Consider the following 21,561-nt stretch of genomic DNA (forward strand, 5'->3'; position numbering starts at 1 on the left):
GGTCGCCAGGCCAACACGTCATCCTTCCGGTGGCGCGGCGCCGGACGAGCGCAGTTCCACGCCCACTCCGTTGAACTGTATACCGCACTACTTGAGCACGGGTGGAACGAAATGATCGTCCGTCCCCTGCTGACCGGCATCGATCCCGAGGCCCCATCCCTCTTCTGATACCAGCAGCTAAGGCCAACTCGCGAGGCATTCCAGCGAAGTAGCTCGCATGAGCGTGCTACTGGGGCTGGGCCGCATTCTTTGAGCCTGTGGGAGGGAAGAGGTCCCGGGGTCCGCGATACAACAAGCGGATCCCCTGAGAGTCAGGCATACGTTGCGCGCGAAGAATCCCGAGTCGCTGGGGGTTTATCTGGACACTGGCTTCGCCTAGGAGGTCAAAGCCAGGCGTCCAGATTTGGACAGTGTTTTCATCACGGACGGTCACCCGGAGCCATGTATTTTGGGCGGGCGCATGTCCATGCCACATAACATCTTCAATATCTTCATTACTGCGCGTCCATCGGCGGAGGCGTGGGCGGCGGACGTGTGACGCAAACTCCTCCCATGCCGACCGAGATTCCGGGCTTGGCCAGCTTTCGTTCGATGCGTACCAGGGGTCGAGGTCGTCGATCCATTGGCGCATGTCTGTTGCTGAGTTGAAATCGGCACCAGTGCTGACGACTGCGTTCACAGCGGCAAGTCGGTGGTCGAATCCGGAGCGGATGAGAACCGATGCCGACCGGTTGAAAGTTCCGGTCTCGATTGCGGTCACGGCTGCACCATTCAACATCTCGGCCAGGGCATTGCCTTGGGCTGCCCCAAAGACCCGGGCAGCCTCCATACCCCAGACCAATCGATAGGCCAGCCCCGATTCGACGAATTGGGCGATTGCGACACGATCCCCTGGGAGGTCCGCAAGGCTCAGTCCTTGGACCCAATGACGAAGCACGTTGCTCCTGTCGTCGACCGAGACTTCAGGGGAAATATGTCCAGGCTAAAGACAGCATCAGCGATCTCGACGAGCCGATCGGATGCGCCGACGTGATCATCATTGTCGAGGTCGAGTTCGACTTGGTTCATCAGATCGATCACATGCCCTGAGATCGCAGACAAACTTGTCCCAGCGGCGGCTCCCAAGCCAGCGAGATACCAGCCGCGACGTTGAGAAGGCGTGGATGTACGCCATAAATGTCGGACCCTACCCGTCACCAATTGGCGAACAGCCGTGGCGATGTCGCTTGCTCGGCGGTTTAGTTGGCGTTCCCATAGCGAGTCAACGAGAGCATCAGAAAGTACCTGCGTGGCAGCGTCCGGGTCGGCGTCGTAAGCGCCATCTCCAATGATGCTGAGAATGCCGATATCGAGCAAAGAGAGGTCGGATTTCCACCTGGCCGCGGCGGTCGCATGGTCTGCAGCCGACTCTTGCTGCAGGACTGGAAGGTTCCAATCCGGCCCACCCGTCAGGTAATTCAGGAAGGGCTCGATGGGCCCGGACCCGCGGGAGGTGTGCATGCGCGCGAGCAGCGAAAGGCCGACCTGGATGAGTCCGGAGTCGAGCGCCTTGCCTCCGTCACCTTGGGTTAACTGCAGCCAGTCCCGTCGTAACTGCTCACGCTGATACGGCCGTGGCTCGAAAATCGGGTATAGCACCAGCCCTTCGGTATCGACGAACGCGCGCCCGGCACGACCGATAACGTTGGAGAAGTCGGATCCCTTCAGCAGTTCGCGGCCACGTTTGAGACCGTGGAACAGCACTGCCGACGCCGACAGATTGAGCCCTTGGGCAAGGGTAGGCGACGCAATAGTGACCTTCAACTTGCCATCGTGGAGGAGCTTCTCCACTTCCCTGCGGAACGGTCCCGGAAGGGCTCCGTGGTGGATGGCGACGCCGAGCTCGAGGCACTTTAGAATCGGATGATCGGCACCGAACCACTCGGCTCCCACAACGAGCGCCCCACTCAGATCGACAAGATCAGGTAAGACAGTGGCGATGAGGCCTTGCCTGTGTAATCCGATGATTTCGCGCGCATAAGGCTCAACCGAGTTGCGCTGCGGACAAAAGACGAGAACGGTTTGGCCCTCCTCGACCAAGCGCCACGCTGTAGCGATCACCAACTCACGCTGGTCCGCGGGGAACTGCCTTCTGCGCCTTCCCGCCGGCCGGATCGCCTCGAGGTAGCGGGGGATAAATGGCTGGTCAGACCCGAGGGTAATTGCCAGTCGCGCGTGGTCACCAATCCACTCAACGAGGCCGAACCGCTGCAGGGTGGGACGCCAAGTCTCCTGATGCAGGCCCTGGGGATCGTCGTCGGTGATCCAAGCAACGAAGTCCTCTAAGTCTGTACCGGAAGGGAACACGGCGGACAGGCAGACGATTCGACGTGTTGAAGCGTCGGGACGGCGTAAGAGCCTCTGAATTTGGGCCTCATAACGCACCTCGCGCTCTGACGCGCCGATCATGTGCCCCTCATCGAGAACAACCAGCCCGACGTCGTCCAATACAGAGGGGTCGGACCGAAGCGCGAAGTCAAGCTTTTCCGGGGTGGCGACGACGATCTCGCTCGAGCGCAACGCGTCGTCGTCTACGTCGCTGATCCCCGCGCTACCGTAAAGGGAGGACACTCGTACTCCGAGAGGGCTGAACGTTTTTGTCAGGACCTGCTCGGTTTGGGCAGAGAGGGCCCTAAGTGGGGTGACGTAGACGGTACGCCGCCCCTGTGCCAAGCACGCCAGTATGGCTAGTTCGGCAATGCGAGTCTTACCAGCGCTGGTTGGAAGGGCGACGACTAGGTCGCGCGCGTCGGCAAAAACTCGGCCCACGACATGGATCTGTGACGGCCACAAGTCGATCTCGGACCGCCCTCGTGCAAGGAGATTTTCTATGAAAGTGCGGCGTAGGTAACGCCAACGGGTGACTTCACCCTCGCCGCCGATTGGCGGGTCGACCGGAACGTTTGAGTTGATGCTGGTATCGAACAAGTCACCGAGCATCCGACGGGTGAGCCGGTAAACCCACCAAGGCCCGGGAGCACTCACGTCCATTGAGGCACGCTCCCCTAGGGCCACATTCTCCATCGCGCTAGCTAGTAGTTCGCGGTCACCGACCTCAATTGCAAAGAGACCTGAGGACACGGAGGAGAGGTAGTTCTCGCTGAGCAACAAGGCGATCGGTCCGAGTGCGTCATCCTCATGGGGGTCGTCATCGGAGAGGGAAGTGAGCAGGGAGCCGTCCGATACTTCTACAGAAGAGCGCAGTAGTCGTGTTCGTTCCTCGATAGCATCGAGATTACGCAGTATCAGGTCAGCCAGGGTGAGCTCCATTGGCGTCATCTGGCTGGATTCTCGACTCCCTTCCATCAGCGAGAAGGCGCGGGCGGCGTAACCACCGAGATGGCTGGCCGCGCCCGCGATGAGTCGATGAAACATTTTGTCGGGAGCATCCGCAGCGTTGCGAGTGGCCGCTTCTAAGGCGTATGAGCCCTGAATGAACGCTAGCCGGGCGACCTCGATTTGGCTGGTCGTTTCGTCATTGCCGTCTACTTCTAGCTGCTCCAGTAGGTCCAGTCCGTCGGCGAGAAGCGCGTAGCCATAGTTGAGGAGGTCGGCGTCGAGAAAGGGGCTGAACTCCGGCGAGCCGTGCGGAAGCACGCCCTCCCGGCGAATCATCGACTGGGCCTGCCCGCGGGCCAGTAGGCGACTACGGAAGCCCGCGTCTGTGGCGGCGTCGAGGTCATTCAGCAGCGCTCGTGCGTCACGGGACATTGGTGACTACCTCGTCATAGGGGTCGTTAATGAACTTCTGGTGATGCTGGACTCGCAGCGTAACGGTCAGCTGGGGGATCGTGCCAGCGTACGCCTGGAGGTCCGCGCTGACGTGGGAGCTTGGGTCGCTTCCCGTCAGCAGAAACATCAAATGACTTACGTGATCCGACCTCACCCCCTTGGTCAACTGCACATCGATCACCGCCTCGCCAACCTCGCTATCAGATGTCTTTAGAAGGCGCGAAGCAAACTGGGACAGTGACTGTGGGGAGGGCATTTCGTCGTTTCGGGAGAGCCCCTCTCTGGCTTCCCGGACTGTTGCCCCACCGATGCTGACGCGACTCTTGGCTTCGCCTTTGACTAAATACAACTCTGATCCGCCACCAATCCTGGCAGCGAGCACGTCGTCACCCCTCATCGCCCACTCTTGGTGGTCACGGTCGATGAGCCGACTAGGTCCGACGACATAACCAAGCTCATCAGCGAGGTATGTCGTCGCCAGGATCTCACCCATGTCGCCGGATCGAGCGCTTCTCTTTGTTGGCAACCGGTCGCGGAGAAAAGCCGCCAACCCTGGCTTTCCATACCGCGCCGCAATCAACGTAAGAGCCGTCGTGTCGGCGTAGGCGTCGGGAAGCTTGACAGCCAGGAGCTCAACTCCTGCGGCGTCGTCGTGAGAGTCGATGTTTCCAACAACTTTGGCAACTGCTTGGCAGGCAATTAAGGTCAGCGCGCTGCTCGAGCACCAACTATCAAACATGGTCACGACGCTTATCCCCCAAAACCGCGCAGGCTCGAAGACCGCACTCAACAACCTCTTCATTGATACATGATCCGTCTCAGGGACGGGCGCCCATACTGGGCTCCGTCAATCTATAGGTATCCTATTCTCTTCCAAAACCGGCCGCTGGGCCGCGTTCCTGAGGTGTGTCAGCGAATAGGTCGCATGCCGGTTACTGGAGGAAGTACGTAAGTCGGTCGATCATCGCGCTACCGGTCTCCTGATCAAGGCGTGGCACGATGTGTCAGCATCCTGCCGCTCGTATAAGGTGCCCGTTAGACTTGTCCCCGGGTTCACCTTTATTGGCGACATAGTAGGCGTCTGGGAACCCTAGGGATAAGAGGCGTCCGGTCGACCCCGCGACCGCTGCGGCGGCACTGTTCAAATTTTCGCGGAATGGTGGAGTTTCGTCCACGGCCGGCGATTTCCGTAACTATGTCTCGCAACCTTCTGACTGGATCGGTGTAATCACCGTTAGTTACGAGCGGTGGAGCCGCTTCGCGGCGTTGTGGTGTGAGGAAACGGGCTTGTGGCTGGGTTGGGCAGCGGTGGATGATGGTGGTGCCGCGGTCGACGCCGGTGTGTCTTAGTGCTTTGAGCCTGTTTACGAGCGTGGTGTGGAGGGCTTCCACGGGAACCGTGGATTGGTGCCGCATGCCCAGCGTCATCAGGCGTGATGAGCCCGTTTAGTAGATTCCTGAATCATTTTCCCCGCCCTTCCCGCGGCACCCGGCACCACCAGCTGGTGGTGCCGTCGGAATCAAGGGCAGGAGACGATGATGGACATCGTGCACGAACGCGCTGCGGGAATGGATATCTCCAAACGCGACGCAAAGGTCTGTATCCGGATACCAGGGGCGCGACTTGGAACATTCAGCAAGACCGTGACCACGTACGGAGCGACGACGAATGCAGTCGTACGGTTGCGCCGTGATCTGGAGGCGGCTGCGGTGACGGTGGTCGTGATGGAGGCCACCGGCGACTACTGGAAACCGTTCTATTTCCTGCTGGCGGAGTCGCTGAACGTGGAATTGGTCAATGCGAAAGCGGCCCGTAATATCCCAGGACGCAAAACCGATGTTTCCGACGCGACATGGTTAGCGGAACTCGCCGCCCACAACCTGTTGCGGGCCAGTTTCGTTCCCCCAGAGCCGATTCGTCAGCTGCGGGATTTGACGCGCACCCGGTCGAATCTGACTCATGAGCGCACCCGCGAATACGCGCGTCTGGAGAAAGGGTTGGAGGACTCCAACATCAAATTATCCTCGGTCGCCAGCAGACTGGGCACCCAGTCGGCCCGTCGCATCCTGGACGGCCTCGTGTCCGGGGAACGCGACCCGCAGGCCTTGGCTTCGTTGGCGCATGCCTCGATGGTCCACAAATCCGCTGCGCTGGTCGAAGCCCTCACGGGCCGCTTCACCGACCACCACGCCTTCATGGTCAAGCTGCACCTGGACCGCATTGATCAAATCGAGGCGACCCTCACAGCGCTCGACGCCCGCATCGATACGGTGATGAAGCCTTTTTCCCTCGCCCGGGAGCTGCTGATGACAATCCCGGGGATCTCGAAGAATGTCGCTAACGTCGTCATCGCCGAGGCCGGTGTCGACATGACCGTTTTCGAAACCGCCGGACATTTAGCATCGTGGGCGGGAGTGTGTCCGAGCCAGAACGAATCCGCCGGGAGAGTCAAGTCCACGCAAACCCGTCCCGGCGATCACTATCTGAAGGCCGCACTGGGAATTGCAGCACTTTCCGTGTCACGATCAAAAACGACCTATCTTGCAGTGAAGTATCGGCGTATCCAATCGCATGCCGGCGCCCTGCGTGCCGTCGTCGCTCTGCAACATACGCTGCTCGTCATCGTCTGGAACATGCTCCATGACGGGGTCGCATATGAAGAACTCGGCATCGATCACTACGATAAAACCAACCCCGAACGAGCCAGGAAACGGCTCCAACGCCGAATGGTCTCCCTCGGCTTCGAACCCAACCTCATCCCACTTTCCGCAGGATAGGTCACCTTCGTTTTCTTGGTAGACACATGGATGCCCACGGACCGTCGACGATCTTGCAGGCTCCGAGATAAAACAAGGACGCACAACCAAGGTCCGATGTGTCGACTATATTTTCGTGATCAGGACAAAATACTGCGTGCCAGAGTTCCACGCCACTGGATGCAGCAGTGTTCCCACCGCGGGGTTGAGCGCGCTGAACATCATGCCGTTGCCGGCGTAGATCCCCACGTGTCCCCAATGGTTTGGCCCGTCAGGATTTTGCACCACGAGGTCGCCTGGCTGGGGCGTTGTCGTCGGAGTTCCTGTGAGCCACTGTTCCGTTCGCGGGAGCTGGATGCCGGCCTGGCTGTAGACCCATTGGACGTACCCGGAGCAGTCCCAGGCTTTGAATGCCGTCCCGCCCCATACATATGTACCGCCGACGCCTTCTTGTGCATATTGGATGACGTCCCGGCGCAGCTTGCTCAGGTTGCCGGGTAGAGGCGGAATGCTGGCATTACCTTTGTCGGCGTCACAGTTCTTTACGTCGGCGCCTGACTTGAGCGCAGCCACAATTGCGTGCGCCTCGCCTTCCCATTGGGCGTACAACTCGGGAAAGGCAGAAGCCTGAATGGCTTGAGCGGCGCTGCCCTTGGACATTGATTCCCAGCCGGGGATGTCGAGCAGTCCGCGTGGTGAGCCGTGATTTGGTCCGTTTGGACCGTCGAAGAACGCCTGCGCGTCGTAGACGGGGTTCATCAGCTCGGCCTCACTCCCCCAACCGGTTGATGGACGTTGCTGGGCGGTGCCTAGCGAATCATGATCCGTCCCAACCCCATCGTGCGGATAGGCCATCGAGTCTGGGACGGACGTGTTGGCAAGTATCCGGAGCCCTGATTCCTGCAGCGACATCATGATGGCGATCTCCTGCCCCGCATCCGGGACGCCTAGGGAATTGCCGACACCGATGTAGTCCCGCGCCACCGTCACCTGGGCAGTACTGAGGACAGTGGGTGGGCCAGAAGTCGTCGGGATCGACAGCCCGGAACCGGTCCCGGGTTTCGCCGCGGTTGACGCGGTGGTGAGGCACGCCGTCGTACTTCCTTGTGCCGCGGAGGCCACTAGCGCCAGCCCGCCGCACATCGCCACGGCAAGCACCGGAACCATAACGCCGGCAACATAGGCGACAAGGCGAAGTAGTGCACGGCGCTTGATCGCTGCCAGCACCAGCGCCGGCACAGCCATCAGTAGACGATCCTGTCAGCCGATGCGTAGAAGGCGACCATGGCACAGCGGTCGGCGGGCGCCGTCGACGCCGGCGGGCAGTTGACCATGACGCTCACTGGCACGGTGTAAGCATTTTTCCCACCAGTTTGGTGCTCCTCGACTTTGAGCGTAAAAGTACACGCGTGTAGGCCCGCCCATGGTGCCGGCTGTTGCTGCACCTGGGTGAGTTGCTCGTCGCAGGAGGAGGTTGATACCGAGGCCGTTCGGTACGCGTGCATGCCTGACAAAGCGGCGAATGACGCCGGCGTGACTCCCGTGGCTTGGAATTCCTGAGCCATGACTGTCAATGGGTTCGACCCGTCGGGCAGCACGTCCCACCATGAGCGCAGTCGTTCATAGACTTCCGAATACGTCGAAGATCGGGCGTCCCACGTATAGATCGCCTCCGCTGCGGCCTGAGCCAACATTCGGTAATTCGTCGTGTTTGGCTCGTTAGTTGCGAGTGGGAGTTCCGGTTTTTGGGACGGAACGACGGCGACGAAGGAAGGCCCGCTTGCGGGCATCTTCGGGCTCGCTGTGGTTGCCGTTGGGGCGGGCAGCGCGGACTTAGCCGGTGAGGGAGTCCGTGCGGCGAAGACGACCGCGATGGCAGCAACCAGAACCACGGTCACCAGCAACGACAGCCACAACCGCCGGCGCCTGGCTACGTAGGGCATCAATTCGGCAATGGCATGCATGGTGGACCCCTTTCACTGGGCTCATGGTCGCTGTGGCGGTTTACGACATGACCACGCGAACGTCGTGCGTGAAGTCGTTGGCGTCATTGAAGGCAGCCTCGGAACGTTGGCGCGCCGCTACAGCACGCTCGAGAACGTCGAGTGCAGCGAGATACAGGTTGCGCGCGTAACCAATCCTGCCCTCAAGGTACTTTTTACTGACGCCGGTCTCAGCCGATAAATCGGCGATACCCGCCGTTCTCTCGGCGCCGCGAATGCCCGTCAAGACCAAACGTTCGGCAACAACTTGGAGGAGCACCGTTGGTATGCAGCACACCGCCGTCGCGATGATCGTCGGTGAATCGTCGAGCGTTCGTGCATCGACTTCCAGCGCTGCCTTCACGGTCACGGCTGTTTGGCGGACCACGGTAACCGCATGCCAGCGCTTGCGTTCTTCCCATTCGGGCGTGTGTGCTTCATGCCGTTGCCGGGGCGTAGTCAGGCACTTCACCGCCCTCTCCCACGTTTCGGCTGGGACGTGCTGGCGCACTTCGGTCAGGACCTCGGCCACCCATTCGCGTTCGGCAATCTGCTCGACGCTCTCCGTGGTTGCAAAGTCGACCGGTGATGCCTGCGATACCTCCGGGTCAGCGGTAAGTGACATCCACGGATGGGCCAGAGTCCGCCTGACATGATCGGCGCACAAGTGGACCGCTATCCCTTGAACCCATCCCCCAAACGAAGCGTCGGGCAATTGGCGATAGCGCCGCTTGACCAGTCCATCCCACGCAGCAACGCGGACCTCCTGCATGACATCGTCGAGGTCGTCGACGCGGCCAATGCGAAGCAGTCTGGCGCGCACGTACGGACGAACACTTTCGACGGCGATCATCAACTGATCGATGGGAATGTCCAACTCCGGCGGGCGTACCAACGACGGGTCGATGCTGCTGTGGAGGAAGGCGGTACTTGATTCTCTGGAGTTGAGGCCCATCATCTTCACCGTTTTCGTGCGTATGGTGACTATCGACGAGCGGCGTCGCGACTGGCGCCACCGCTATGGCTCACGTCCGCGCAGATAGGTGTGTTGACGAAAGCACGCTGGATTTCCCAGCTGTGAAGCGAGCCCTCGTGGTTCCCGTGGGCGCCTCCGCATGAAGTTACCATTTCAGTGTTAGACATGTCTAAAACATTGTCAAGAGCGTTCTGCCCGCTTGTGGACAGCCCTGGGGCGGAGTGACCCCCATGCCCTACAGGACGCTACCGACGGACGGAGAGTGGTCGTCCGGAGGGTTGGCGTCGAACTTGTTCACAGGCAGCGAAGGGCGCCGCGGTACTCGACAAACAAGGCCCGTATTAGGGAGCGGACGGCTGCCCATCGGCGGTATCTTCTGGATAATTCGCGGCTAGGCGCTCACCGGTTGAGTGACGTTTGATGTCTTTGTTGAGGTAATCGGTGATCGCCTTGAGGGTTTCAGGGGATACATCGCCCAACGCTCGGGCGGCAAATGTTTTCACCCTCGCGGCCCTCAAGGACCTTACAAACTCAAGCCGGGAATCTATACGCTCCGGCAACTCCGATTCGTCGTCCCCTAGCAAGTAAGCCGGATCTACGTCGAAAACGTCGCTGATGGCCGTCAACAGTTGGGGGTCCGATACCAGGCGGCTAGTGCCGTCTTTCATGTATGACCAGCGAGCGCGAGAAAGGCTCACACCGCGGTCGGCCAGCTCCTTCTGCAACTCGGGGAACGTCAGTGGACTTCCCCTTTCCGCCATAACGACGTCGAGCAGCAAGTTCAGGCGGCGCGCGAGGATAAGTTGGGCTGACGGAGTGACGTCTGCCTCGCTTTCCTCGGCTGCCACTTCGCGCTCCCGGTGCTGGACATCGCGGCGCCAAGGGCTTTTAGCCCGGTGCGCCCTTACTGAGCCCAGTATTCCGTGCGGTTGTTCCCGTCGCAATAAGCCGCTCGAGCACGTTGTCGGCTGCGGTCATCAGGATCAGTTCGGCGTCTACCTTGCCGGCGACGGGATACGTGGTAATCCCCGCTGCGGCACCGTAGGCGGAGAGTCCTGCGGGATCCAAGACCTGGATGGCATCGAGATGGTACGAAACCTCCTTCAGGACATCCATCAGCGCACGAAGAAACTCCGCGTCTTCATCACCGTTCCGATGCCAATACCGTTCGTTTCTCATGAGCTCCGCGGCTTGATGGAATGCGTTGGCTTGCGGATGCTCAGCCATGGCATCCTCCTTCTGACAATGGCGAACCAACCGGATCCGGACGCCCTAGTCCGTTGCCTGTTCATCGTTTCCCGAGACTCTTTCGACATGACCAAACCGGTACAAAACTCGGGCCCTGGGTGTCTCAGCCACCCTCCTGCAAGTTCCTGGCCGGACGGGCAGCCTGGCGGATACACGCGAGATCACGGATCTGAAAGAAAGTATTACTGCCGCCCTGATGGATTCGGAGCTGGCCAGAGGAGTGCAGGGAGGTCACGTCGCTTGCCGCACTTACCACTATGAACAGTGCAAGGCTCAAATTTCACAATCTCGGGCCACAGTTCGCCACTGTCCGCACCGAAAGGGACTTGCAATGAGGATCAATCAGGACCCGGCCGCTCATGCCTCGACCCAGGCGGGACAGTGGATGTCGCCCCAAGACGTCTGCGACCAACTGCAGATTCCCCGGCAAACCTTCTACCAATGGCGAGCCAAGCACATGGGGCCGCCCGCTTACCGCTTCGGCAAGCTGATCCGGATTGACCGCGACGACTTCAGTGCTTGGCTCGCCGGGCATGCCGAACCAAGCACCTCGACATCGAGTGAAGTCGCGGAAAACGGACGGTAGCAACATGCGCCTCGAATTCTATGAGCCCGATGAGGCCGCTGCACTGCTCCGCTGCTCTGAAGCCTGGCTGCGGGCCGGAGCTGCGAACTGCGAATTCCCCCACCTCACCTGGGGCAAGGGCAAGATCATTTTCACTGACGAACATCTCGAGGAGATCGCCCACCTCCGTGAAGTCAAACCCCACATTCTCGATGCGGACGCCCGCCGCGTCATCGGCACACGAGCCGAACGCAGGCTCAAATAAGCGAGCCGCGAGAAGCGCCCTACTCCTGCCAGGCCCTCGACGATCGCTCGACCGCGTCTGCTGCGTCTTGAAGTGCCTGCGGCATGAGGTGTCCGTAGATTTGCTCTGTTGTCGACGTGGAAGCATGGCCAAGGCGCCGCGAAATCGTGAACAGCGAGACGCCATCCTGGATAAGCCACGAAGCATGAGTATGCCGAAGATCGTGGATGCGCGGCTCCTTCATCAATCCCTTCGCCTGCGCCGCCTTTACGGCGGGGAGCCAATAAATTGCCCAAAACACCCGGTGCCGCAACTGCCCGCCACGAGGCGCAGGGAACAACAGCTCTTTTCCTGCCCGACTCGCCACCAGCGGAATCAATCTTTCCACCAGCTGCGGGTTCAGTGCGACTGTACGCTTGCCGGCGCCGGTCTTCGTTGCGCCGAGGTAGAACTCGCTGTTAGCGCCGCGCTTCCATGCCTTGTTGATCCGCACCGTCGCGGGCTTGGCCAACAGGTCCACGTCGGCGACGGTAACAGCTGTCGCTTCCCCGAAGCGCGTCCCTGTCATGACGAGGAACTCGGTGAAGACCTTATATGCCTGCTTCATTCCGTCCATGATCAGTCCGAATTCGCGGTGCGTCAGGAATCTGGCCTCGTCTTCGGGCTTCTCCCCCGTGGGCAGCTGGACCCGCCGGCAGGGATTGTCGCTGCGGTACTTCAGCGCGATAGCCGTTTCCATAGCCGAGTAAAGAAGGGCATGCACGTTCTTGATCGTCTTGGCACTTCGACCCTTTTTCTGCATGGACTTAATCCACGCCGTCAGGTGCCGGATGTCGACTCTGTCCACGGCAATAGAACCAAGGCCGGGAACGATGTGCAGGTCCAGCATGGTTTGATACGTCCGGACGGTGCCGACCGACGGCCGTACCAGCAAGTCGATGTGCTCCTGGACGACTTCGGCGACGGAAGGAACGTTCCGCCGGGCGTCGAGGATGGCGCCTTGCGCAACCTTGAACGACTGACCGTTGGCGTCAAGGAGCTTCTTCAGTGTGACTGCTTCCGTCTCGGAAGCAAAGGTGATGCTCTGCTGGGACCCTACCTCCGGGTCTCTCCACCGGACTTGGTAGGCCTTGGGTCCGGTTCGAGATGGGCGCACTACGATGCTGGCCATAGCCTCAATGCTACGCCGTTTGGGAACACTTTATAAGGTTTTGGGAACACTACGCCGTTCAATGCGCCTCTGACCTGCGGTTTTACGGTGCCCGAGGTGGGACTCGAACCCACACACCTCTCGATACTGCATTTTGAGTGCAGCGCGTCTGCCATTCCGCCACTCGGGCCTTCAACGTGAGATAAAGAGCAAAAAACCCTCACCCATGCGAGAAACTACTCTACATGCCGATAGGCTAAATCGTAGAACTGCAACCTCCAGCCAGAGGCGTGGACTGTTGAACGCCCCCGGAGTCCCGTTGCCCAACAATACCGCTTTCAAGGAGCCCTCGTGTTAGAACAAACGGAACCCGCGCCGACCACTCCGTCCACGCCCGTTCCGGCTCGCCGCGTGGTGGTCGCCGAAGATGAAACGCTGATCCGCCTGGACATTATGGAGATTCTCCGCGGCGAGGGCTACGACGTGGTCGGCGAGGCGGACAACGGTGAGAAGGCGGTGCAGCTGGCCGAGGAGCTGCGGCCGGATCTGGTGCTGATGGACGTGAAGATGCCGGTGATGGACGGCATTACGGCCGCGGAGAAGATTGTGAAGGCCCGGATTGCCCCGGTGGTGCTGTTGACGGCGTTCAGCCAGCGGGAGCTGGTGGAGCGGGCGCGGGACGCGGGCGCGATGGCGTATGTGGTCAAGCCGTTCACGCCGGCGGATCTGATCCCTGCCATCGAGATCGCGTTGTCCCGCCATGAGGAGATCAAGGCGCTGGAGGCGGAGGTCAGCGATCTGCAGGAGCAGTTCGCGACGCGGAAGCTGGTGGAGCGAGCCAAGAGTCTGCTGACGACGAAGATGGGGCTTTCAGAGCCGGAGGCGTTCCGCTGGATCCAGAAGACATCGATGGACCGGCGGCTCGGCATGCGCGAGGTCGCGGAGACGATCATCAATCAGGTCAACTAAGTCGCACTTATGGCACTCAAACGGTCGTTTGGGTGCCATAAGTGCGACTCAGTTGGGAGAGCAGCGCTGCCGGTTGGGACAGCAGCGCTGCCGGAACTTTAGTGGGTGGGCCAGGGGCCGACCTTTTCCCGGTTCGAGGTTCCGGTCGCGCTGAAGTCGGCCAGGTCGCCCACCTTGTGGACCTTCAGCGAGTTCGTGGAACCGGCCTGGCCGGGAGGGGAGCCGGCCGCGATGACCACCAGGTCGCCGTCGTCGACCAGTTTTTTCTCCAGCAGGATCTTGTCCACCTGTTCGGTCATTTCGTCCGTGTGGTGCACCATCGGTACCAGGATGGGCCGGATGCCCCAGGCCATCGCCAGCTGGTTCCAGACGTGCTGATCCGGGGTGAACGCGAAGACGGGCTTGACCGGGCGCAGCCGCGACAGCCTGCGCGCGGAGTCGCCGGACTGGGTGAAGGTACAGATGTACTTCGCGTCCAGCTGATCGGCGATGGTGACAGCTGCACGGGTGATGGCGCCGCCGCGGGTCCTCGGCTGGGTGCCCAGTGGCGGGACACGTTCCAGTCCGTGGACCTCGGTGGATTCAATGATCCGGGCCATCACCTTGACGGTTTCGATGGGGAACTTGCCGACGCTTGTTTCGCCGGAGAGCATGACGGCGTCCGCGCCGTCCAGGACGGCGTTGGCACAGTCGGAGGCCTCGGCGCGGGTGGGGCGCGGGCTTTCGATCATGGATTCGAGCACCTGGGTGGCGACGATGACGGGCTTGGCCCAGCGGCGGGCCAGTTCGATGGCGCGTTTTTGCACGATCGGAACCTCTTCGAGCGGCAGTTCCACGCCGAGGTCTCCGCGGGCCACCATGATGGCGTCGAATGCGTCGATGATGGCCGGCAGGTGTTCCACGGCCTGCGGCTTTTCGATCTTGGCGATCACCGGTACGCGGCGGCCTTCTTCGTCCATGATCTGGTGCACGCGGTCGATGTCGGCGGCGTCGCGGACGAAGGAGAGCGCAACCAGATCCACGCCGCGCGCCAGCGCCCAGCGAAGATCGTCCTCGTCCTTTTCGCTCAGCGCGGGGACGTTGACGGCTACGCCGGGCAGGTTGATGCCCTTGTTGTTGGAGACGACGCCGGGAACGGTGACCACGGTGGTGACCTTGACGTCGTCGACCGCGGTGGCGACCAGCGAGACCTTGCCGTCGTCAATGAGCAGGGTGTCCCCGACATTGACGTCTTCGGGCAGGCTCTTGAGCGTGGTGGAGCAGATGTCCTGGGTGCCCGGGACGTCTTCGGTGGTGATGGTGAAGATATCGCCGACGGCCAGCGCATGGGGTCCGTCCAGGAAGCGGCCCAGCCGGATTTTCGGGCCCTGCAGGTCGGCCATGATGCCCACCGGTTTGCCGAGGGAGGCCGCGGCCTTGCGGACGTTTTCGTAAGTCGTGTCGTGCACTCCGTAGTCGCCGTGGCTCATGTTCATCCGTGCCACGTCCACCCCCGCCTCCAGCACGGCCAGCGTGTTTTCATAACTGGCGATCGCCGGTCCGAACGTTGCAACAATTTTCGCGCGTCTCATGTACCTACCCTAATGGAGTTCTTCGGCTAACAATCTTGTCAAAATTAACAGTTGGTGAATTCGCCCCCATTGCAGCAGCCACCTCGTGGCGGCGGCGCCGGCCCCGCTACAGGACGCTGACCGCGACGTCGGTCGGCGCGACCGGCGCGGGGAGCAGTGTCTGGCCGCACAGGAACTGATCCACCGCGGCCGCACAGGATCTGCCTTCGGCGATCGCCCAGACAATCAGGGACTGTCCGCGTCCGGCGTCGCCGGCGACGAAGACTCCCTCGGTACCGGTCATGTAGTACCCGTCGCGGACCACGTTGCCGCGGCGGTCAAATTCGGCCTTGATCTGCTCGGTGATGCCTGCCGGTTCCGGACCGGTGTAACCGAGCGAGAGGAAGACCAGGTCGGCGGGAATTTCGCGCTCGGTGCCGGCCTTGGGTACTCGGCGGCCGTTGACGAACTCGGTCTCCGCGATCTTGATGGCCGTCAGCACGCCGTCCGTGCCCTCAAATTCCACCGTGGAGGCAAGGTAGGTCCGCTCGCCGCCTTCCTCGTGCGCGGCGGCCACCTCGAACAGGGTGGGAAAGGTGGGCCAGGGCTGGTGCGCGGCGCGCTCCAGCGGAGGCTGCTGCCCGATGGCCAAGGTGGTGATGGAGGCCGCCTGCTGGCGGTGCGCGGTCCCGAGGCAGTCTGCGCCGGTATCGCCGCCGCCCAGAATCACCACGTGTTTGCCGACGGCGTCGATCTGGTCCGCCACGGCGTCCCCGGCCACCACGCGGTTTGCCTGGACCAGGTAGTCCATCGCGAAGTGCACGCCGGTCAGCTCCCGGCCCGGGATGTCCAGGTCCCGCGGCACGGTGGAGCCGGTGGCGATGACGACGGCGTCGTAACGGCGGCGCAGCTGTTCCCAGGAAACGTCAGTGCCCACCTCGACGCCGGGACGGAAGCGCGTGCCCTCTGCCGTCATCTGCTCGATCCGGCGGTCCAGATAGTGCTTTTCCATCTTGAAATCGGGAATGCCATAGCGCAGCAGGCCGCCGATCCGGTCGTCGCGTTCGTAGACCGCCACGGTGTGCCCGGCGCGGGTCAACTGCTGTGCCGCGGCCAGCCCGGCCGGCCCGGAGCCGATCACGGCCACGGTTTTGCCGGTCAGCCGTGCCGGCGGCAGCGGCTTGACCCAGTCGTGGTCAAAGGCCTGCTCGATGATCGATACTTCGACCTGCTTGATGGTCACGGCGGGCTGATTGATGCCCAGCACGCAGGAGGACTCGCACGGCGCGGGGCAGAGCCGGCCGGTGAACTCCGGGAAGTTGTTGGTCGCGTGCAGCCGCTCGACGGCCTCCTCGCCCTTGTCCCGCCGGATCAGGTCGTTCCATTCCGGAATCAGGTTGCCCAGCGGGCAGCCCTGATGGCAGAACGGCACGCCGCAGTCCATGCAGCGGCCGGCCTGGCTGCGCAGCACGCCCTTCTCCTGTGCCTCATAGACTTCCTTCCAGTCCATGATGCGCACCGGCACCGGCCGGCGCGGTTGTGTGACGCGTTCGCGGACCTTCAAAAATCCCCGTGGATCAGCCACCGGTAACCTCCAGAATTCTCTGCCAGACGGCGTCCCCGTCGGGGTCAAGACCCTCGTTGGCGGCGTCCAGGCGCGTTTGCAGTACGGCGGCGTAGTCCCGCGGAAGTACCTTGGTGATCCGGGCGGCGGTGGCGGCAAAATCCTCCAGCAGCCGCGCCGCGACGGCGGAATCCGTTTCTTCGCGGTGCCGCACCAGCAGGGCATGGACCAGGGTGCGGTCCTCGGCGTCCAGTTCAAGCAGCGTCAGCTCCCCCGAGTCCAGGCTTTGTTTGTTCACCTTGGCCGGCTGCAGATCCAGCACGTACGCCGTCCCCCCGGACATGCCGGCGCCAAAATTGCGTCCGGTCCGTCCCAGGATCAGGGCCTGGCCGCCGGTCATGTATTCACAGCCGTGATCGCCCACGCCTTCGACGACGGCGGTGGCACCGGAGTTGCGCACCAGGAACCGCTCCCCGACCTGGCCGCGCAGGAACATTTCCCCGCTGGTGGCGCCGTAGCCGATCACGTTGCCGGCAATGACGTTGTCCTCGGCGGGGAAGACGTTCGTGCGGTCCGGTCGAACCGTGATCCGGCCACCGGATAGCCCCTTGCCGACGTAGTCGTTGGAGTCGCCAAAGAGCCGCAGGGTGACGCCGGCGGGCAGGAAGGCGCCCAGCGACTGGCCGGCCTGGCCGGTCAATGTGACGTCAATGGTGTCCTGGCCCAGCACGTCGATGCCGAATCTTTTCGTCACCTCATGACCGAGCATGGTGCCTACGGAGCGGTCCGTGTTGACCACCTTGACTGAGATTTTCACCGGGATCCGGTCGCTGAGCGCCTCGGCGCTCATGGTGATCAGCTGCTGGTCAAAGTGCTTGTCCAGTTCGTGGTTCTGCGGCACCAGATTGCGCAGCGGCGCGTCGGAGTCGAAGTCCATGCCCGCCAGGATCGGATCCAAGTCCAGCCCCGACGCCTTCCAGTGGCTGATGGCTTCCTGGGCGTTCAGCGTGTCGGCGTGGCCGATCGCCTCCTGCAGGCTGCGGAAGCCCAGTCCGGCGAGGATTTCGCGGACCTCCTGGGCCAGGAACTCGAAGAAGTTGACCACAAATTCTGGCTTGCCGGTGAACCGGCGGCGCAGCTCAGGATTTTGCGTGGCCACGCCCACCGGACAGGTATCCAGATGGCAGACGCGCATCATGACGCAGCCGGAGACCACCAGCGGAGCGGTGGCGAAACCGTATTCCTCGGCACCGAGCAGCGCCGCGATCACCACATCCCGGCCGGTCTTGAGCTGGCCGTCCACCTGCACCACCACGCGGTCGCGCAGCCCATTGAGCATCAGCGTCTGCTGCGTCTCCGCCAGGCCCAGTTCCCACGGAACCCCGGCGTGCTTGAGCGAGTTCAGCGGGCTGGCGCCGGTGCCGCCGTCATGCCCGGAAACCAGGACGACGTCGGCCTTGGCCTTGGTCACACCGGCGGCCACCGTGCCGATCCCGATCTCGGAGACCAGCTTGACGTGCACGCGGGCGGCGGGGTTGGCGCGTTTGCAGTCGTAGATCAGCTGCGCCAGGTCTTCGATCGAGTAAATGTCGTGGTGCGGCGGCGGCGAAATCAGCCCGACGCCGGGCGTGGAGTGCCGGGTGCTGGCCACCCACGGGTAGACCTTTTGCGCCATCAGCTGGCCGCCCTCACCGGGCTTGGCTCCCTGCGCCATTTTGATCTGGATGTCCGTGGCGTTGGTCAGGTACAGGCTGGTGACGCCGAAGCGCCCCGAGGCAACCTGCTTGATGGCCGAGCGGCGTTCCGGATCCAGCAGCCGGTCAACGTCCTCGCCGCCCTCGCCGGTGTTGGACTTGGCGCCGAGCCGGTTCATCGCGATGGCCAGCGTCTCGTGCGCCTCCTGCGAAATGGAGCCGTAGCTCATCGCTCCGGTGGAGAAGCGCTTGACGATGCTGGCGACGGATTCCACCTCGTCGATCGGGACCGCCGGGCGCACTCCTTCCTTGAACTTCAGCAGTCCGCGCAGGGTCATCAGGTTCTTGGACTGGTCGTCGATGCCGGCGGTGTACTGCTTGAAAATGTCGTAGCGGCGTTCGCGGGTGGCGTGCTGCAGCCGGAACACGGTGTCGGGGTTGAACAGGTGCGGCTCGCCCTCGCGGCGCCACTGGTATTCGCCGCCGTTGAGCAGGGGGCGGTGCGGGTCTTCGACGCCGTCCGCCGGGTAGGCCATGGCATGGCGTGCGGCCACCTCCGCGGCGATCACACCCAGCCCGATCCCGCCAAGCTGGGAGGTTGTGCCGGCGAAGAACTCGTCCACGAGGTCCTGGGATACGCCGAGCGCCTCGAAGGTCTGCGCCCCGCAGTAGGAGGCCACCGTGGAGATGCCCATCTTTGACATGATCTTCAGCACGCCCTTGCCGAGACCCTTGATCAGGTTGTAGACGCCCGCCTCGGCGCTCACCCCGGTGATGTCGCCGTTGCGGATCAGCTCCTCGACGCTTTCCATCGCCAGGTACGGGTTCACCGCGGCGGCGCCGTAGCCGACCAGGACCGCCACGTGATGCACCTCGCGGACGTCACCGGCCTCCACCACCAGAGCGGTTTTGGTGCGGTTGGCACTGCGCAGCAGGTGATGGTGCACCGCGCTGAGCAGCAGCAGCGACGGGATGGGAGCCCACTGCGCGCTGGAATCGCGGTCCGAGAGCACGACGTACTGCACGCCGCGGTTGATCGCGCCGGAGACCTGCTCACAGATTTCCGCCAGCCGGGCACGCAGCGCGGCCTCGCCGCCGTCGGGCTTGTACAGACCGCGGACCTTCACGGCCACCCGGTCCCCTGCGGCGTTTTCAATATTGGCGATCTTGGCCAGCTCGTCGTTGTTGATCACCGGGAACGGCAGGGCCAGCTGCGGCTGGCGCACCTCGGCAAGCGAGAGCAGGTTGCCCTGCGGACCAATCGTCGAATTCAGCGAGGTGACCAGCTCTTCGCGGATCGCGTCCAGCGGCGGGTTGGTGACCTGGGCAAAGGACTGGACAAAGTAATCGAAGAGCAGCCGGGGCCGCTTGGACAGCACGGCGATCGGGGTATCGGACCCCATCGCGCCCAGCGGTTCGGCGCCGGTGCGGGCCATCGGGCCGATCAGGATGCGCAGTTCCTCCTGCGTGTAGCCGAAGGTGCGCTGGCGGTGGTTGACCGAGGCAGGCGTGTGGACCACGTGCTCACGCTCCGGCAGGTCCGCCAGCTTGATGACGTTCTCCCGCACCCAGTCACCCCACGGGTTGGCGGCGGCGAGTTCGCTCTTGATTTCCGAATCAGAGATGACGCGCCCGGCATCCGTGTCCACCAGGAACATCTTCCCGGGTGAGACGCGGCCCTTCTTGACCACCTTGGCGGGCTCGATGTCGATCACACCCACCTCGGAGGCAAAAATGACCAACCCGTCCTCGGTGATCCAGTACCGGCCCGGGCGCAGACCGTTGCGGTCCAGCGTGGCCCCGACCACGGTTCCGTCCGTGAAGGACACTGCGGCCGGCCCGTCCCACGGCTCCATCAGCATCGAGTGGTATTCGTAGAAAGCCCGGCGCGCGGGATCCATGGTGGCGTGGTTTTCCCAGGCCTCCGGAAGCATCATCATGATGGCCTGAGTGATGGGACGCCCGGCCAGCCAAAGCAGCTCCGCGACCTCGTCGAAGGATGCCGAGTCCGAAGCGCCCGGCGTGCAGATAGGGAACAGGTCTTCGGGATTGTCACCCAGCAGCGGGTGGCTCAGCGTGGACTGGCGCGCGCGCATCCAGTTCCGGTTGCCCTTGACGGTGTTGATCTCGCCATTGTGCGCGATGGTGCGGAACGGCTGCGCCAGCGGCCAGGACGGGAAGGTGTTGGTGGAAAAGCGCGAGTGCACAATCCCGAGCCTGGTCTTAAACCGGCTGTCCGAGAGGTCCGGGTAAAACGGCTCGAGCTGCGCGGTGGTCAGCATGCCCTTGTAAACAATGGTGCGCGAGGACAGCGACGGGAAGTATACACCGAATTTGTTCTGCGCGCGCTTGCGCAGCCGGAACGCCTTGGCGTCCAGCGTCCTGTCGTCCGGGTGCCTGGGCTCCGGGTGACTCGGCTCATGGTGACTCGGCTTCGGGGAATTATGCTCTTGGTGATCCGCCGGGGCGGCGGCATGCTCCGGCAGCGCCAGGAAAAGCTGGACAAACCGGGGCATGCAGGCCTTGGCCATGGAACCGACCAGACCCTCCACAATGGGCACGTCGCGCCAGCCGAGCACGGTCAGCCCCTCGTCGGTAGCCAGCGCTTCGAGGCCACTCCGGGCGAGTCTGGCTTCGGCCGCTTCCGGCGGCAGAAACGCGATGCCGACGGCGTAATGTCCGGCGGGCGGGAGGGTGAAGGTGGTGACGGCGCGGAAGAACTCGTCCGGGATCTGCGTCAGCAGTCCCGCACCGTCGCCGGTGCCTTCGTCGGCCCCGACGGCCCCACGGTGTTCCAGGTTGCGCAGGGCGGTCAGGGCGGCGTCCACGATGTCGTGGTCCGGTTCGCCGCGCAGCGTGGCCACGATGGCCAGTCCGCAGGCGTCCTTTTCCTGCTCCGGATGGTAAAGGCCCTGAGCGGGCGGCATGGTGGCGAAACGCCGGAAAGGTGACTGCACAGCTGCCAGCGGCGCGGACGCCGGTTCGGTTGCCGCTGCCGGATCGGTTCCGTTTGGGATACGAATCATTGCGATCTGTCCTTCCCCCTGATTGAGCGTACGGAGGGGACAACATTGGCCCTGAGCAACGGACG

Annotated in this window: 15 protein-coding genes and 1 tRNA gene; 4 read left to right on the top strand and 12 right to left on the bottom strand. The window is 62.6% G+C overall.

Going from position 1 to position 21,561, the window contains the following annotated elements; genetic code table 11:
• Positions 1-909: 909 nt before the first annotated feature.
• Both QMG52_RS09580 and QMG52_RS09585 read right to left on the bottom strand, forming a co-directional pair.
• A complete protein-coding gene (locus QMG52_RS09580) occupies positions 910-3,750 on the bottom strand; it encodes a DEAD/DEAH box helicase (protein WP_283560185.1) in 2,841 nt (946 codons plus the stop codon).
• Positions 3,740-4,573: a Hachiman antiphage defense system protein HamA gene (locus QMG52_RS09585; protein WP_283560186.1), complete on the bottom strand. Its 834-nt coding sequence runs from the start codon at positions 4,571-4,573 to the stop codon at positions 3,740-3,742. The genes QMG52_RS09580 and QMG52_RS09585 overlap by 11 nt, the downstream gene beginning before the upstream one ends.
• Before the next feature lie 737 nt (positions 4,574-5,310).
• Between QMG52_RS09585 and QMG52_RS09590 the strand changes: the two genes are divergently transcribed.
• Positions 5,311-6,549 (top strand): IS110 family RNA-guided transposase, encoded by a 1,239-nt coding sequence (locus tag QMG52_RS09590; protein WP_283560187.1) that lies wholly within the window; start codon positions 5,311-5,313, stop codon positions 6,547-6,549.
• 105 nt (positions 6,550-6,654) lie between these two features.
• On the opposite strand, the gene QMG52_RS09595 is transcribed toward QMG52_RS09590, so the two are convergent.
• From QMG52_RS09595 to QMG52_RS09615, 5 genes are all read right to left on the bottom strand, one after another.
• Positions 6,655-7,773: a C40 family peptidase gene (locus QMG52_RS09595; RefSeq protein WP_283560188.1), complete on the bottom strand. Its 1,119-nt coding sequence runs from the start codon at positions 7,771-7,773 to the stop codon at positions 6,655-6,657.
• On the bottom strand, positions 7,773-8,492 hold the full coding sequence (locus QMG52_RS09600; RefSeq protein ID WP_283560189.1) for a hypothetical protein: 720 nt from the start codon (positions 8,490-8,492) through the stop codon (positions 7,773-7,775). The genes QMG52_RS09595 and QMG52_RS09600 overlap by 1 nt, the downstream gene beginning before the upstream one ends.
• Positions 8,493-8,532: 40 nt before the next feature.
• A complete protein-coding gene (locus tag QMG52_RS09605) occupies positions 8,533-9,468 on the bottom strand; it encodes an RNA polymerase sigma factor (protein WP_283560190.1) in 936 nt (311 codons plus the stop codon).
• Positions 9,469-9,827: 359 nt separating this feature from the next.
• The gene (locus tag QMG52_RS09610; RefSeq protein ID WP_283560191.1) at positions 9,828-10,334 is read right to left on the bottom strand and encodes a helix-turn-helix domain-containing protein; all 507 of its coding nucleotides are present in this window, start codon (positions 10,332-10,334) and stop codon (positions 9,828-9,830) included.
• Between the two features lie 40 nt (positions 10,335-10,374).
• Entirely contained in the window at positions 10,375-10,713 is a 339-nt protein-coding gene (locus tag QMG52_RS09615; RefSeq protein WP_283560192.1) for a hypothetical protein, read from the bottom strand.
• A 352-nt stretch (positions 10,714-11,065) separates the two neighbouring features.
• Between QMG52_RS09615 and QMG52_RS09620 the strand changes: the two genes are divergently transcribed.
• Positions 11,066-11,320 carry a helix-turn-helix domain-containing protein gene (locus tag QMG52_RS09620; protein ID WP_283560193.1) on the top strand — a complete coding sequence of 85 codons (255 nt, stop codon included), beginning with the start codon at positions 11,066-11,068 and terminating at the stop codon, positions 11,318-11,320.
• A gap of 4 nt (positions 11,321-11,324) precedes the next feature.
• Positions 11,325-11,564 carry a hypothetical protein gene (locus QMG52_RS09625; protein ID WP_283560194.1) on the top strand — a complete coding sequence of 80 codons (240 nt, stop codon included), beginning with the start codon at positions 11,325-11,327 and terminating at the stop codon, positions 11,562-11,564.
• 19 nt (positions 11,565-11,583) lie between these two features.
• Here QMG52_RS09625 and QMG52_RS09630 read toward each other — a convergent pair whose 3' ends face one another.
• Together QMG52_RS09630 and QMG52_RS09635 are read right to left on the bottom strand one after the other, a co-directional pair.
• Complete coding sequence (locus QMG52_RS09630; protein WP_283560195.1) at positions 11,584-12,714, bottom strand: tyrosine-type recombinase/integrase; 1,131 nt, start codon at positions 12,712-12,714, stop codon at positions 11,584-11,586.
• Positions 12,715-12,802: 88 nt separating this feature from the next.
• Positions 12,803-12,883: transfer RNA gene (locus QMG52_RS09635), tRNA-Leu, on the bottom strand.
• A gap of 161 nt (positions 12,884-13,044) precedes the next feature.
• On the opposite strand from QMG52_RS09635, the gene QMG52_RS09640 reads away from it, so the two are divergent.
• Positions 13,045-13,662: an ANTAR domain-containing response regulator gene (locus tag QMG52_RS09640; RefSeq protein WP_283560196.1), complete on the top strand. Its 618-nt coding sequence runs from the start codon at positions 13,045-13,047 to the stop codon at positions 13,660-13,662.
• 98 nt (positions 13,663-13,760) lie between these two features.
• Here QMG52_RS09640 and pyk read toward each other — a convergent pair whose 3' ends face one another.
• The 3 genes from pyk to gltB form a co-directional block, all read right to left on the bottom strand.
• The gene (pyk, locus tag QMG52_RS09645; protein WP_283560197.1) at positions 13,761-15,233 is read right to left on the bottom strand and encodes a pyruvate kinase; all 1,473 of its coding nucleotides are present in this window, start codon (positions 15,231-15,233) and stop codon (positions 13,761-13,763) included.
• A gap of 106 nt (positions 15,234-15,339) precedes the next feature.
• The gene (locus tag QMG52_RS09650) at positions 15,340-16,797 is read right to left on the bottom strand and encodes a glutamate synthase subunit beta (protein ID WP_283560198.1); all 1,458 of its coding nucleotides are present in this window, start codon (positions 16,795-16,797) and stop codon (positions 15,340-15,342) included.
• A complete protein-coding gene (gene gltB, locus QMG52_RS09655) occupies positions 16,790-21,397 on the bottom strand; it encodes a glutamate synthase large subunit (protein ID WP_283560234.1) in 4,608 nt (1,535 codons plus the stop codon). The genes QMG52_RS09650 and gltB overlap by 8 nt, the downstream gene beginning before the upstream one ends.
• Positions 21,398-21,561 lie beyond the last annotated feature (164 nt).

Origin of the sequence: Paenarthrobacter sp. PH39-S1 (genome assembly GCF_030063245.1) — a bacterium.
Classification (GTDB): Bacteria; Actinomycetota; Actinomycetes; order Actinomycetales; family Micrococcaceae; genus Arthrobacter_M.